11 protein-coding genes are annotated in these 13,994 nt (G+C 64.7%); 3 read left to right on the top strand and 8 right to left on the bottom strand.

Features of this window, described 5'->3' with window-relative positions; genetic code table 11:
• Positions 1 to 143 precede the first annotated feature (143 nt).
• On the bottom strand, positions 144 to 2,564 hold the full coding sequence (locus tag NHH88_07485; protein ID USX15611.1) for a catalase: 2,421 nt from the start codon (positions 2,562 to 2,564) through the stop codon (positions 144 to 146).
• Between the two features lie 75 nt (positions 2,565 to 2,639).
• The gene (locus NHH88_07480; protein ID USX15610.1) at positions 2,640 to 3,047 is read right to left on the bottom strand and encodes a hypothetical protein; all 408 of its coding nucleotides are present in this window, start codon (positions 3,045 to 3,047) and stop codon (positions 2,640 to 2,642) included.
• 205 nt (positions 3,048 to 3,252) lie between these two features.
• Here NHH88_07480 and NHH88_07475 point away from each other — a divergent pair, with 205 nt between their 5' ends.
• The gene (locus NHH88_07475; GenBank protein USX15609.1) at positions 3,253 to 5,100 is read left to right on the top strand and encodes a hypothetical protein; all 1,848 of its coding nucleotides are present in this window, start codon (positions 3,253 to 3,255) and stop codon (positions 5,098 to 5,100) included.
• Between the two features lie 251 nt (positions 5,101 to 5,351).
• Positions 5,352 to 6,485, top strand: coding sequence for a branched-chain amino acid ABC transporter substrate-binding protein (locus NHH88_07470; GenBank protein ID USX15608.1), 1,134 nt, complete (start codon positions 5,352 to 5,354; stop codon positions 6,483 to 6,485).
• Between the two features lie 7 nt (positions 6,486 to 6,492).
• Here the strand turns inward: NHH88_07470 and NHH88_07465 are convergent, their stop codons facing one another.
• Positions 6,493 to 7,080 carry a biliverdin-producing heme oxygenase gene (locus NHH88_07465; protein USX17290.1) on the bottom strand — a complete coding sequence of 196 codons (588 nt, stop codon included), beginning with the start codon at positions 7,078 to 7,080 and terminating at the stop codon, positions 6,493 to 6,495.
• Positions 7,081 to 7,219: 139 nt separating this feature from the next.
• Here NHH88_07465 and NHH88_07460 point away from each other — a divergent pair, with 139 nt between their 5' ends.
• Complete coding sequence (locus NHH88_07460; GenBank protein ID USX15607.1) at positions 7,220 to 8,839, top strand: response regulator; 1,620 nt, start codon at positions 7,220 to 7,222, stop codon at positions 8,837 to 8,839.
• A gap of 14 nt (positions 8,840 to 8,853) precedes the next feature.
• On the opposite strand, the gene NHH88_07455 is transcribed toward NHH88_07460, so the two are convergent.
• The 5 genes from NHH88_07455 to NHH88_07435 all read right to left on the bottom strand — a co-directional run bounded on the left by NHH88_07455 (position 8,854) and on the right by NHH88_07435 (position 13,994).
• The gene (locus NHH88_07455) at positions 8,854 to 9,309 is read right to left on the bottom strand and encodes a response regulator (GenBank protein ID USX15606.1); all 456 of its coding nucleotides are present in this window, start codon (positions 9,307 to 9,309) and stop codon (positions 8,854 to 8,856) included.
• A gap of 9 nt (positions 9,310 to 9,318) precedes the next feature.
• Positions 9,319 to 11,559 carry an ATP-binding protein gene (locus NHH88_07450; GenBank protein USX15605.1) on the bottom strand — a complete coding sequence of 747 codons (2,241 nt, stop codon included), beginning with the start codon at positions 11,557 to 11,559 and terminating at the stop codon, positions 9,319 to 9,321.
• 115 nt (positions 11,560 to 11,674) lie between these two features.
• Positions 11,675 to 12,160 carry a GNAT family N-acetyltransferase gene (locus NHH88_07445; protein USX15604.1) on the bottom strand — a complete coding sequence of 162 codons (486 nt, stop codon included), beginning with the start codon at positions 12,158 to 12,160 and terminating at the stop codon, positions 11,675 to 11,677.
• 7 nt (positions 12,161 to 12,167) lie between these two features.
• Entirely contained in the window at positions 12,168 to 12,917 is a 750-nt protein-coding gene (locus NHH88_07440) for a DUF1275 domain-containing protein (protein USX15603.1), read from the bottom strand.
• Between the two features lie 60 nt (positions 12,918 to 12,977).
• On the bottom strand, positions 12,978 to 13,994 hold the full coding sequence (locus tag NHH88_07435; protein USX15602.1) for a cupin-like domain-containing protein: 1,017 nt from the start codon (positions 13,992 to 13,994) through the stop codon (positions 12,978 to 12,980).

The following is a 13,994-nucleotide window of genomic DNA, read 5'->3' as shown; positions in this document are numbered from 1 at the left end:
AAGGGAGACACGTAGGGCGGATTAGGCGGAACGCCGTAATCGGCCATGCGTGGGCCACCGACGGCGCATACATGGCCGATTACGCTGCGCTAATCCGCCCTACGTGGAACCGTGGTTCGCGTGAACCCCGGTTCCAGTTGCCTTTACAGCGCAGCCGCGTCAACCTCGCGCTGGAAGTTGCGATGCGCGCCCAGGGCGGCTTTGAACTCCGTCAGCGCCGGCAGCACGCCGCCAGCCGGCACGCACCACAGCGATGGATCGGCCGTACCGTTTTCCAGCTTCTCCGGCACGCCGGCCTTGCGCAGCAAATCGGCGCCCGCGCCCACGGCCAGAATCGGCTTGCAGTGACGGAACTGCTGGCGCACGAAATCGAGTGCGTCCGCATCGCCCATCAGCATCTTGGCGCTGGCTTCGCCGTCGGCCACGATCACTGCGTCGTACAGCACCGGCGGACCGCCCTGGATAGTGATTTCCACATCCAGCGCGCTGCCGTCGGCGGCGACCAGTTGACCCAGGTGCGGCGCCACCAGGCGCGGCACCGCGCCGGCGGCCAGCAAATCGGCGTAGATCGCCTTGACGCCGGCGGCATCGACGCCATGCGCCGCCAGGATGGCGACCTTGCGCGCCTGAACGCCCACGGCGCCAGGACGCGCCAGCAGCGACAGCGCCGGCGACGGTGCATAGTGGGGCTGCGGCGCGGTGGTCGCCAATGGCATCGGTGCCGGTACCTCCAGGCCCAGGCCCTGCGCCACGCCTTCGGCCAGCACCGGATCGACGTTGGCCAGCATCGACAGCAGGCGCACACGAATCGCAGGCGTCTGCACGCGACCCAACTCGAAGCTGAAGGCGTTGACAATGTGGGTTTGCTCCGACGGCGTCTGGCTGATCCAGAACAGGCGCGCCTGCGAGTAGTGGTCGGCGAACAGCTCCGGCTTGCCGCGCACCTTGTCCTCGGGCGCCTGCTTCACGCTGCTGAAGGCTGTCTGGAAGCCGGCCATCCCGGCCTGGAACGGATTACCGCCGGCCAGCGAGTTTGGTTCGTAGGCCACGCGGCCGCGCGCGATCGCCTGGCGATGCATGCCGTCGCGCTGGTTGTTGTGCACCTGCGCCACCGGCGTGTTGATCGGAATCTCGTGGAAGTTGGCGCCACCGAGACGGCTGATCTGCGTGTCCAGATACGAGTGGATACGGCCTTGCAGCAGCGGGTCGTTGGTGAAGTCGATGCCCGGCACAATGTGCGCGGTGCAGAAGGCCACCTGTTCGGTCTCGGCGAAGAAGTTATCCGGATTGCGGTTCAGTGTCATTTTTCCGACGATCTGCACCGGCACCAGTTCCTCCGGCACGATCTTGGTCGAATCGAGCACGTCGAACGGGAATTCCTCCGCCTGTTCCTCGGTGAAGATCTGCAGGCCCAGTTCCCATTCCGGATAGGCGCCCGCCTCGATCGCTTCCCACAGGTCGCGGCGATGGTAGTCCGGATCGGCGCCGATGATCTTGGCCGCTTCGTCCCACACCAGCGAATGCGTGCCCGGCACCGGGTTCCAGTGGAACTTGCAGAACACCGAAACGCCCTGCGCATTCACCAGGCGGAAGGTGTGCACGCCGAAGCCCTGCATGGTGCGGTAGCTGCGCGGGATGGCGCGGTCCGACATCTGCCACAGCAGCATGTGGGTCGATTCCGGCATCAGCGAGACGAAATCCCAGAAGGTGTCGTGCGCGCTGGAGGCCTGCGGCATCGCGTGGTGCGGCTCGGGCTTGACGGCGTGGACCAGGTCCGGGAACTTCATCGCGTCCTGGATGAAGAAGACGGGCATGTTATTGCCGACCAAATCCCAGTTGCCTTCGTCGGTGTAGAACTTGACGGCGAAGCCGCGCACATCGCGCACGGTGTCGGCCGAACCGCGTTCGCCGGCGACGGTGGAGAAGCGCACGAACACCGGCGTGCGTTTGCCTGCGGCGGCGAACGGCGCGGCGCGCGTGACGGCGCTCAAATCGCCATAGCTTTCGAAGTAGCCGTGGGCGGCGGAGCCGCGCGCGTGCACCACGCGTTCCGGAATGCGCTCATGGTCGAAATGGGTGATCTTTTCGCGCAGGATGAAGTCTTCCATCGCGGTCGGGCCGCGCAGGCCGACCTTGAGCGAATTCTGGTTGTCGGCGACCGGCACGCCCTGGTTGGTGGTCAAGCGCTGGTCGGCGGAATCGACACGCACGCGGTCCAGCGGCTCAATGGTGGCGTTGACGCTGTGCGGCGGCACGCCGCTGCCGACTTTGGGCGAAGCGGTGGTTTCGCCGGTGGTGCTGGCGCCGGCGATGGGATGCGGTGGTGCGACGGTCTGGCCGGGCTGCGGCGTGCGCGATGCGTCGCCATGTTCGCCCGGCTTATTGACGTTGAAGGGCATGCCCTCGGCGACCGCCTGGGTACCGCCCACTTTCGCCAGCAAGGCGGCTTCCTGGGGCACGCCGCCCAAACTGGTCGGGGGCGTAGACGTTGATGGTCCTGCGACGGTGCTCAATACGGAGCCAGCCCCCATTACGGAGGCCGGCGTCTTTTTGCTAGTTGCCATTGGGTTTCCCTTGGTGATCGGCGCCCGCACGGGCCGCCGGTCGCACCAGCAGCGATACCGGTCGGGCAGCCTGGATTACTTGCGCGAGTTAAGCAGCTTGGAGATGCCATAGCCTGCGGCGGCGGCGATCAACACCGAAATCGCAGGGCTGGAGCGCACGTGGCTGCGGCCCGATTCGGCCAGTTTCTTGTAGCTTTCGGTGACTTGCTTGCTGCGGACAGCCAGACGCTCGGAGACGCTGTCCACGGTGCCGGAAACGCTGGCGACGCCGTCGGCGACTTTATCGACGCCGGTGTGGGCGCGGGTTGCCAGACGGTCGGCGGTTGGTGGAACCTTGTCGGCGACGCGGTCGATGGCGGCGTGCGCATCGGCGCGCAGGTCCTTGCCAATTTGGGTCACGCCGTCGCGGGTGCTGTTGCCGGCGTTGTTGCCGGTGTTATTACCAGTGGTACCGTTGATTTTAGTATCGATGCTGTTTTCCATGATGGTTCCTCTCGGTTGTTGGTCGTTTGTTTTCAACACTGCAGGAACCAAGATAGGCCTGTTGGTCAAACGCTACCGTGCGCAATCTAACAAAAAGACGACCTCGGGCGAAGTTGTTCCAGTATGTGAGTTGCCACACGGACGCGGCCGCCGGTCAGGAGGATTCTGGGATAACATACGGTCAAACCGATTCGAGGAGAGCGCCATGTTTCCCATCTCATCCACAACGCTGAGCGGGCCCAACCCGGCGAACTTTCCGCTGGTGTCGCCCACGGCGGCGGTCGACTCTGTCAACTCGGCGACGATCGCCCCGGTCGGCTCCGCACTTGATGCTCCCGCGCAATCATCGGTCCAAGTCGACTTGTCGCCGGTGGCCAACTTTTTGCTGACGGTATCGCAGTCCCGCGAGCAGATCGCCCAACTGCAAACAGCGGATGGCGCCGATCCGCAGGAGGCCGCCGCCCGCGCGGCAACATTAAATGACGCGACGCAAAATGTAGTGAATGCCTTCAACTTATTGCCCAGCGTCGATTTTAACCAAGCCCAACCGCAAGGACCTTCGCTGCTCAACAACCTGGTGGAAAGCTTGAACCGGCAGACCTTCGGCGCGAATACGGCCCAGCAGCTGAACCAGGCTAACCAGCTAAACCAAGCTAACCAACCGAATCAACAAAGCGCAGCCCAAAGCCTGGCCCAGAGCCTCTCCCGAATCGGTGTCACCTTGCAGCCACCGCTGTTGTCGGACGCCGCCGCCGGCCTGTCGCTCGACAACGAGATTTTGCGCGCCTCCTTCAACACCGACAACCAGTCGACCACCAACACGCTGCAAAACACGCTCGACACCTTTAGCGAGCTGGCGACGCGCTTTGCCGAGCAGTTAAGCGCGGCCGGCAGCGGCGCCCTGCCCGCGCTGGCCAGCGCGCAGCAGGACGCGTTGACGCCGGAAGACCTGGTGGCCAACGCGCGGCTGGATATGGCGCGCGCCGAACTCGATCTGCTGCGGCAGATTCCATTGCCGGACACCGGCGCCGCCCGGCTGGCGGCGCAGCGCGCGGAACTGGAGCAGCCGCTCACGCCACGGGCGACGGCGCCGGATTCGCCGATCGTCAATCCGCTGCAGGCGTCCACCGCCGAAGTCATCGCCGCGCAGAACGCCGAGGCACGCGCGAACGCGCGGGTAGCCAACGCACAGGAAGCCGACACACAGGAAGCCAACATCAACGCCCTGCCATCCCAGCAAACCCAGACCGCGCAATCGCTGCAAGCGGCCGAACAGGCGGAGCGAAACCAGGCGACCGCAGCCGATACAGCGGAAGAGAACCAGGCTGCGGCCAATGCCAATGCCGAGCGCAGTGCGGCGCAGGCGGCGTCCGACGCCGCGCAGGCCACGGCGGCGGCACAGGCGGCACGGCAGCAGGCTGCATCGGGATTAAGCGCGGCAAGCGCCGCCAGCGCGCAGGCGGCGGCGCAGGCAAACGCCGCGCAGAACGCGGCCGCTGCGGCGGCAGCCGCCAATTCCGCCAACGCGACCGCCGAGCAGCAAGCCGTCGCGGCGCAAAACGCGGCCACCAATCTGGCGGCGGCCACCGCCGCCGCGGCATCGGCACAGGCGCAGGCACTGGCTGCGCAAAGCGCGGCCGACGCACTGGCGGCGCAGAGCGCCGAGGCCAGCGCCGCCGCCGCGCAGGCACGCGCCGCACTGGCAGCTGCGACGACGCCGGAGGCGGTCAACGCCGCCGGCGCCATCGCCGCCCAACAGGCAGCTGCCGCGCAAACCACCGCCAGCAACCTGGCCGCCGCCAACGCGGCGGCGGCGGATGCGGCGCAGCAGGCGCGCGCCGCCCAAGTCGCCGCCGTGCAGGCGTCCACGGTGCAAACCAATCCGCTACAGGGCAATCCCGCGCTGGCGGCGGCCATCGCCGCGTACAACATCACGGACCCGGCGCTTCTGGGCGCCAATGCGCGCGCCACCCAGACGGCCGTCAGCGCCACGCCGCGTGTGTCGGCCGTCACGGCGCCGGCCAGGACTCGCGGCATCGGGCCGGGCCAGTAACAATAACGCAGCGAGCACGCAGCGGGCCGCATGCGGAAATCGGCACAAGGATGGCGCGTCGAGGGCGCGCCATCCCGCCACCGCCACGCATGGCCGCTTCCGTCCCACCGAATTAAATTTCGACCGCCCTGCCTTTAAAGGCCGATCACGCCAAATAATTCCCGATCCCGCGCCAAAGTCACACGATAATACGATTCGTTTTTAGCGATAATCACGGATTGCATTTCATAACAACGACATCGGGAGTTCGCATGACTTTAAAGCACAGCGTAAAGCACATCGCCGCCGCCACGGCGCTACTGGCCGCCACCGGCGCCTACGCCCAGGACACCGTGGTCAAGATCGGCCATAGCGGCCCGCTCTCCGGCGCGCAGGCTTTTTCGGGCAAGGACAACGAGAACGGCGCCCGTCTGGCGGTGGAGGAACTCAACGCCAAGCCGATCACCGTGGCCGGCAAGAAGCTCAAATTCGAACTGATGTCGGAGGACGACCAGGGCGACCCGAAAGCTGGCGTCGCCGCCGCGCAAAAACTGATCGACAACGGCGTCAAATACGTGGTCGGCCCATACAACTCCGGCGTGGCGATACCGTCCTCGCGCGCGTACAACGATGCCGGCGTGCTGGTCGCCACCATCGCCACCAATCCGAAGATCACGATGCAAGGCTACAAGGGCCTGTTCCGGGTCAATGCCAGCGACTCCCAGCTCGGTTCCAAGATGGCGCTGTACGCGGCCAATGAACTCAAGTTCAAGAACGTCGCCGTGATCGACGACCGCACCGCCTTCGGCCAGGGCGTGGCCGAGGAATTCAAGAAGCAGGCGAAGGCCTCCGGCATGACCGTGGCCGGCCACGAATTCACCACCGACAAGGCGTTCGACTTCAACGCCATCCTGACCAAGCTGAAAAACAAGAAGGTCGAGGCGATCTTCTTCGGCGGCTACGCGCCGCAGGCGGCGCCGATGGTCCGCCAGATGAAGCAGCTGGGCATTACCGCCAAACTGCTGGGCGGCGACACCATCTGCACCGGCGAGATGGGCAAGCTCGGTGGCGATGCGGTGGCCGACAACGTCCTGTGCTCGCAGGGTGGCGCGATCCTGGACAAGGCCTCCAGCGGCCCCGCCTTCAAGGCGAAGTACAAAGCGCGCTACAAGCAGGACGCCGACGTCTACGCGGCGTCCTACTACGATGCCACCATGCTGTACGCGCAAGCGATGCAGAAGGCGAATTCGATCGATCCGCAGAAAGTGGCGGCGGTCATCGGCTCCGGTTCATACAAGGGCATCGCCGGCACCTACGCATTTGACGAGCGCGGCGACATGAAACAGTCGCCGGTGACGATCTTCACCTTCAAAGGTGGCCAGCCGGTACCGTTGACCAGCTACTGACCCGCTTTTATTTTGCGATCGACCCGGTGGTCGATCGCGCACGGTTGAATGCGATCAGGCTGTCGAAAGCCTGCCGGGCGCCTTCGCAGGCTTCGGCGATTTCCCGCGCGTCCACCAGATGTTCGCGCAGCGCCGCGATGAATTGCTGCCAGCGCGGCCCTGGTGAACCGGAGCCGCGCAAATAATCGAGCGGATGGGGCGCCAGCCGGTCCGCCAGCCTTTTGTACAGCACCGCCCCGCCCAGCTGCGACCCTTCGATCACATAACAAACGCCCCAGCGCCACGCCGCCCCACACCGGACGGGCCATTCCACGGCTGTGCCGCCGCGCGCTGGCGGCGGCATTCCAGCCAATGCCGGATGCGCCAGATCCTGCCTGATCGCATCCAGATAAGGCGGCAGCTCCGGCCCCTCATCGAATTGCGCCATCCAGTCCTGGATCGGCGCAAGCCACTGCTCCAGCAGGCGCAAATGATCGTGATACGCGCGCAGATCGACCTCGCCCGCCGCCAAAGGCGTGCTGGAGTCGAGTTCGGCATGTCGCTGCGCCGTTGCCTGCCGTAAGGCGGTCAGCACATCTTGTTCCACGAAGGAAATTTCCTCCAAGATATTTCCTAAGTTTTTTATCGATGACAAGATTTTACACAGCGCAATGCTAGCGCGCGCACAGTAGGCGCCGGCAACATCTGAAAAAATGGAGCTCAGGTAAAATTTATGGACTACCAGCATACTGCCTATGAACCAAAACCAATCCCAGAACTGCTCCGTCCTGCTGATCGACGACGAGGCGATGGCCGAAGACTTAATCGGCTATCACATGGCGCGCCAACAAGGCATCACGCTGCGCTATGACAACCGCGCCGAACTGGCCGTCCAGCTGTGCAAGGAGATCGACGCCACCGTCCTGCTGGTCGACCTGCGGATGCCCGGCGCCGACGGCTTCGACGTGATCCGCATGCTGCGCGCCGATCCATATACCGAGCATCTGCCGGTGATACTGCTGTCGTCCGAGGACGATGCGGACATCAAGGCGCAGGCGTTCGCGCTCGGCGCCAACGACTATCTGGTCAAGTGGCCGGAGGCGCGCGAGCTGGAAGCGCGCATCCGCTACCACTGCGCCGCCTACCAGGCGCGCCAGCAGCGCGACGCCGCCTTCCTCGAATTGCGCCAGCGCGAAGAGGAACTGCGCGTCAGCCAGGCCGCCCTGCACCAGGCGCAGAAAATGGAAGCGATCGGCCAACTGACCGGCGGCGTGGCCCACGATTTCAACAATGTCCTGCAGATCATCAGCGGCAACCTGCATCTGCTGCAGATGGTCGGCGACGTCAATCCGCAAGGCATGGCGCGCATCGAGAACGCGCTCAATGGCGTCGAGCGCGGCGCGCGGCTGGCAGCGCACCTGCTCGCGTTCGCGCGCCGCCAGCCGCTGCAAAGCGCGGTGGTCGACCTGACGCCGGTGCTGGCCGATATGGACGACATGCTGCGCCGCGTGCTCGGTCCGCGCGCGGTGGTCATCGCCGATATCGCCACGCGCTTGTGGAACACCGACGTCGATGTCAGCCAGCTCAATAACGTGATCCTGAACCTGGCCATCAACGCGCGCGACGCCATGGGCGGCGACGGCACCTTGACCATCCGCGCCCGCAACCTGCCATCCGGCTCGGAGCAGCTGTCCAAGATCGGCGACGGCCAGGGCGACTACGTGTTGATTGAGATCGCCGACACCGGCTCGGGCATGTCGTCGGAGGTGATGCAACGCGCGTTCGAACCATTCTTCACCACCAAGCCGACCGGCCAGGGCACGGGACTGGGCCTGAGCATGGCCTACGGTTTCGTCAAGCAATCGGGCGGCGAGATCGCCCTGCAAAGCACCCTGGGGACCGGCACCTGCGTGCAGATCTACCTGCGCCGCAGCGAAGCGCTGGCGGAGCCGGAACACAACACCGCGCTGCCGGCGTTGACCGGAGGCGTGGAAACCATACTGGTGGTCGAGGACGAGGAGGCGGTACGGGCGGCAACCGTCGACATGCTGTCGACCTTGGGCTACAAAGTACTGAGCAGCGCCGATGCCGAACAGGCGACGCACCTGATCAATGGCGGCGTAGAGGTCGACCTGCTGTTCACGGACGTGATGATGCCGGGCCGCATAAGCAGCCTGGAATTGAGTGAACTGGTACGCGAAAAACTGCCGCAGGCGCAGATCCTGTTCACGTCGGGCTATGCGGAAGGGGTGCTCTCGCACGATGGCAAACTGCCGCCGGGGGTCAACCTGCTGCAAAAACCTTATACCGTCGAAACCCTCAGCTCGCGCATCCGCCACCTGCTGCGCAGGCGCGGCGCGACTACTGCGGCTTAACTACCGCAGCTTAACTACTGCGGCTTGACGTAGCGGTGCGACCCCGGCGGCGGCTCGTTGAGCACTGCCCAGAATATCCCCAGGTCGGCGATCGCCCGCACGAATTCCTGGAAATCGACCGGCTTGACCACATAGGCGTTCACGCCCAGCTCATAGCTGCGGATCAGGTCCTGCTCTTCGCGGGAGGACGTCAACATCACCACGGGGATGCTTTTCAGCGTGGCGATGCCACGGATCTCGGCCAGCACTTCCAGGCCGTCGACCTTGGGCAGTTTCAGGTCCAGCAGCACCACGGCGGGGTTGCCCTGCTCGCGGTTGGCGAAGCTGCCGCGCGCATGCAGATAATCGAGTGCATCGGCGCCATCGCGCACGACGATCACTTCATTGGCCAATTGGCTGCGTTCCAGCGCAATCAGCGTCAGCTCCAGATCATGAGGGTTGTCTTCAACCAGCAGGATAGGCTTTAACATAGGCATGCCTCAAACTTTATCGGTATTTGTATTGGTATTCGTCGGTATGGCAAAGGAGAACGTCGCTCCCTCGCCCGGCGCCGACCGCGCCCAAACGCGGCCCCCATGGCGCTCAACGATACGCCGTACATTCGCCAGGCCGATGCCCGTTCCCTGGAAGTCCTCCATGCGGTGCAGCCGCTGGAAGACGCCAAACAGCTTGTGCGCGTAATCCATGTTGAAGCCGACGCCATTGTCGGCGACGTGAAACACGGTTTCCTCGGGTAGCTGCTCGCTGGTGATGCGTATGACGGCCGGATCGCTCTGCGCGGTGAACTTGACGGCGTTGGAAAGCAGATTGTACAACGCCAGCTGCAGGAACGACGGATCGGCGACGATCACCGGCAGTTGCGACACTTGCCAATCGATGCGGCGCGCCGGCGTGTCCGGGGCCAGCTTGTCGATGCAACCACGTACCAGATCGTCCATGCGCACGCGCACGGGCCGCAAGGCGGCGCGGCCCATCTGCGAAAAACTGAGCAGATCGTCCACCAGCTTGCCGGCCAGCCGCGCCGATTCCTTGATGTTGACCAGGAAGCGCTGGCGCCGTTCCGGATTGTCGCTGCCGGCGGTCTCCATCAGCAGATCGGAAAAGCCGACGATGTGGCGCAGCGGCGCGCGCAAGTCGTGCGACACCGAATACGAGAACGCCTCCAACTCCTTGTTGGCGCGGCCCAGTTCCTCAGCCAGATCGGCCATCTGCTCGGCGCGTTCGAGCGCGATACCCAGCAGCGCGGTGCGAAATTCCAGCGCCAGTTCCAGTTCGCCCTCGTGCCACGGCGCGGAGGTGCCGTGGATCGCCTCGCGCCAGCTGGCGAAGCTGGTGCGCGGCGACAGCATGCCTGGGGTTTTTTCCATTTTTTCCGGGCGGCCGGCCCAGTCGATCGAATACACCACCTCGGGACGGAACCACAGCAGGTAGTGCTGGTGGATGCGCGAGATCGGCATCGCCATCAAACCGCTGGCGGAGGCGGTGTAGGCCGCCGCCGCCGGATAGACGGTGCCCAGGCGGTCGCTGTGGAACAGGTCCTCGTGCACATTGGCGCTGAGCCAGTCCACCAGGCCGCGTATCTGCTCGTCGTCCGGGGTGTGGCCGTAGCTGATCAAGCGGTCGTCGACCACGATGGCGACCCCGCCGGCGCGCGCGAAGCGCAGCAGCTCGGGCAGCACGCTGCGCAGGTTTTCGATGAAGTCCGCCCCCTGCGTCAGCCCGCCCAGCAGATTGACCATCACGCGCCGCACCTCCAGCCGGAACTGCAGCTGGTCGGCGTCCGCGCGGTTGCGGATGCGCAGCGCCAGGATTTGGCCCAACTGCTCGCACACGCTGCGCTGGTGGAAACTAAGGTGGCGCGGTTGCTCATGGTGGCAGGAAATCAGGCCCCACAGCTTGTCCTTGACGATCAGCGACACCGACATCGACGCCAACGTTCCCATGTTGCGCATGTATTGCAGGTGAATCGGCGAGACGCTGCGCAGCGACGCGAACGACAGGTCGTTGGGTTTGCCGGTCAGCGGGTTCTCGGGAGGCACCAGCCGCGCCGGCTGGTAGTCGGCATCCTGGATCAGGCGGATGCGGTTGGCCAGATACAGCTCACGCGCCTGGCGCGGAATGTCGCTAGCGGGGAAGCGCTGGCCAAGATAGCCGTCGTAACCCTCGCCGATGGATTCGGCCAGCACGTTGCCGTGGCCTTCCTCGTCGAAGCTGTAAACCAGCACCCGGCCGAAACCGGTCAGCGCGCTGATCTCGCTGGCGGCCAGCTGGCACAATTCGACGATGGTATCGGCGTCGCTGATCTTGTTGAGGAAATCCCCGACCAGTGGATACAACTGCTGGATGCCGGCGTCGATGGTGCCGCGCGCGCGCTCGAATTCGAGCACCAGCAAATTGTCGTAGGCGTGGGCCAACACGTCGAACGGCTCCCCCTCCAGGCCGACCGTGGCGATATAGGCCGGACGCTCGCGCAACTGGCCGCCGCTCAGGCTTTGCTGCAGCGCCTGCGCGCTGCGGGCGCCGATGACGTCCGTCAGCGGGCGGCCGAGCGCCTTCTCGGGAGGAATGCCGGTGAAATCGGCGAGATTGTCGCTGACCTGCAGCACCTCGAGCTGCGGCGAGAGCGCCAGCAGAAAGCCGTGCGGCTGAATGCTGCCGGGCGTGCGTATCGGCTCGCTGTCACATGTCGTCAAGTCGGTGTCGGTGCTGGCCTGTGGCATGATGGCTGCGGGCGAACCCGGTATTAACAAAGCCACATCATATCAACTTTTGGACGGGCCCGACGCACGATGCGCCGCCAACAGCGGGTCAACGCCGGGGGCATCCAAACTATGCCTAGCCCAGTTGCAGCTCCCAGTAACCCATGTCGATCCAGCGGTCGAATTTGCGGCCCACCTGCTTGAAATGGGCCACTTTCTCGAAGCCGAGGCGCTCGTGCAAGGCCACGCTGGCGGGATTGGGCTGCGCGATACCGCCGATGGCCATGTGGATTTCGCGCGCGCGCAGTTCCTCCAACAGGGTTTTGTACAACGCCGATCCGATGCCCTTGCCGCCCTGCCCCGGCGCCACGTACACGCTGGTCTCCGCCGAATAGCGGTAGGCGCTGCGCACGCGCCATTTGGTCGCGTAGGCATAGCCCACCACAGCGCCCTCGGACTCGTACACCAGCCAGGGCAAGGCCGCTGTCACGTCGCGGATGCGGCCGGCCATTTCGTCCGGAGTAACCGGGCGCTCTTCAAAACTGATCACGGTGGTGGCGACGTAATGGTTGTAGATATCGACGATGGCGGAAGCATCGTCCGGTGTCGCGGGTCTGATCATCTTTAAGTCAATACGTGTTGTAAAAGTCGTCGAAAATAGGAATGATGGCGAACGACAGCACCGCCAGCGCCAGCGGGACGGTGGCGAGGAAGCCCAATAATTTGAAGCCGAACGCACCAAGCAGGCCGCCAAGCAGGAAAGCGCCCAGCAAGGAACATAGCAAGGATAACCGATTGCGATCCGCCACCACCTTGTCCGGCGCAGCGCCATCTCCGCCAACCTGCCCCAGGTTCCAGTAAAACAGTTTACCCAGTTCGATGCCGATATCGGTCACCAGCCCGGTGACGTGGGTGGTGCGGATCTCGGCGCGCGACACCTTGGTGACGATGGCATTCTGCAGTCCCATCACAAAACAAAGCAGTGCCACGATGGCGGTGAGATGGCCGTGCTCCGCCAGCCTGCTGCCCAGCAGGCCAAAGGCCAGCAGCAACGCCGCCTCCAGCATCAGCGGCAGCGCGTAGCGGCTATGCGCGCCCCGGCGGCGGCCCCAGTTGATCAGGATCGCGGAGGTGGCCGCGCCAAGGAAGAAGGAGAACAGCGATATCGTCCCCGCCAGCAGCAGCGCCATGTCGCCCAGCGCGGCGTTGTCGGCCAGCGCCGAGACGATGCCCGACATGTGGGAGGTGTATTGCCCCACCGCGAAGAAACCGCCGGCGTTGACCGCGCCGGCCACGAAGGCCAGCGCGCGGCCAAGGCGGCGGTTGCTGATATCGGTGCGGTGCGGACCGGTCAAGGCCCGCAGGTAGTGCATGGGCATGGCGGCCTCGCTTGCGGTCTACTGTCGGCCACACGATTGTAATCGATCCCGATGTTCGGATCAGAAGTCGTGATTGCCCGGGTAGTCCGAATAGAAGTCGTTATCCCACCTGAAATGGGTGGTGGAGATGGTGATGGTGATATCGAGCGCCTCGACAAAATGCCACCAGCCGACCGGCAGGAACAGGATCTCTCCCGGTTCCAGCACGCAGTCGATCACCGGCACATTCGCCATCATGGGGAAGCGGCGCACGTCGATGTCCCGCCCGTCGATCGGCGTGAAGCAGTGCCGCTGGTTGTAGAGATAGGGAATATCGCAGGGCGCGATCAGGCGTACGCGCTTGCGGCCCGCGATCTGCATCATGAAGTTGTTGGTCAGGTCGTGATGAAACGGCGTCAGCGTGCCGGCCGGCCCAAACCAGAAAAAGCCGCGCCGCTCCTCGTTCAAATACTCGGCCAACGGCGGCAGATCGTCCATCAGCCCGCGCAGCGCCTCGCGGTTGCTCTCGTCGTTATTGGCGGTCATGTAGAAATCGTTGGTGCGGCCGCCGGCGCGCACCAGTTCCACGTACTCGCCAAAAGGCATGCGGCGCTTGTGCGCCTGGCTGTTCAGTTCGTAGTTCGGATCGGCCTCGCGGCCGAACTGCACCTCGACTTCGCGCTCGCCCAGATGATCGCTCAAATAATCCAGGGTCCACTTGGTGCGGGCGACGCAGTCGTCCAGCATGCCGGTGATGATCACCGGCTGGTTGCGGCGGTAATGCTCTTCGAGGAAGGCATCGCCGGACAGGCGCTCGCGGCGCGGCACCTCGGTCGGCGCCAGACGGTTCAATCGCGACTGGATGCCCAGCACCCAGTCGCGCTTCGCCAGCCGGTTGTGCAAGCGCGACGCCCCCTTGAGGTAAGGGCTGCGCAGCGCGGCATCGACCTCCGCCAGCGCATCCTGCTCGCTGATGCCGGACTGGATCAAAACACCGACCAGGCCTTCCGGCCGGCCGCCCAGCATCAGGTTCTCGGCGATCCAGGTGCGCCATGCGTCGTTGACAGCTACAGGTGCAACGGTGGCATGGCGCGTCAT

The sequence above is a fragment of the Oxalobacteraceae bacterium OTU3CAMAD1 genome, from assembly GCA_024123915.1.
GTDB lineage: Bacteria > Pseudomonadota > Gammaproteobacteria > Burkholderiales > Burkholderiaceae_D > Rugamonas.
This window is presented reverse-complemented; position numbering and strand designations above follow the sequence as displayed.

Excerpts from the sequence above, each read along its gene's own strand:
- NHH88_07480 (USX15610.1), bottom strand. The coding sequence starts at position 3,047 with ATGGAAAACAGCATCGATACTAAAATCAACGGTACCACTGGTAATAAC.
- NHH88_07475 (USX15609.1), top strand. The coding sequence starts at position 3,253 with ATGTTTCCCATCTCATCCACAACGCTGAGCGGGCCCAACCCGGCGAAC.
- NHH88_07440 (USX15603.1), bottom strand. The coding sequence starts at position 12,917 with ATGCCCATGCACTACCTGCGGGCCTTGACCGGTCCGCACCGCACCGAT.
- NHH88_07455 (USX15606.1), bottom strand. The coding sequence starts at position 9,309 with ATGTTAAAGCCTATCCTGCTGGTTGAAGACAACCCTCATGATCTGGAG.
- NHH88_07470 (USX15608.1), top strand. The coding sequence starts at position 5,352 with ATGACTTTAAAGCACAGCGTAAAGCACATCGCCGCCGCCACGGCGCTA.
- NHH88_07445 (USX15604.1), bottom strand. The coding sequence starts at position 12,160 with ATGATCAGACCCGCGACACCGGACGATGCTTCCGCCATCGTCGATATC.
- NHH88_07450 (USX15605.1), bottom strand. The coding sequence starts at position 11,559 with ATGCCACAGGCCAGCACCGACACCGACTTGACGACATGTGACAGCGAG.
- NHH88_07460 (USX15607.1), top strand. The coding sequence starts at position 7,220 with ATGAACCAAAACCAATCCCAGAACTGCTCCGTCCTGCTGATCGACGAC.
- NHH88_07485 (USX15611.1), bottom strand. The coding sequence starts at position 2,564 with ATGGCAACTAGCAAAAAGACGCCGGCCTCCGTAATGGGGGCTGGCTCC.
- NHH88_07435 (USX15602.1), bottom strand. The coding sequence starts at position 13,994 with ATGACGCGCCATGCCACCGTTGCACCTGTAGCTGTCAACGACGCATGG.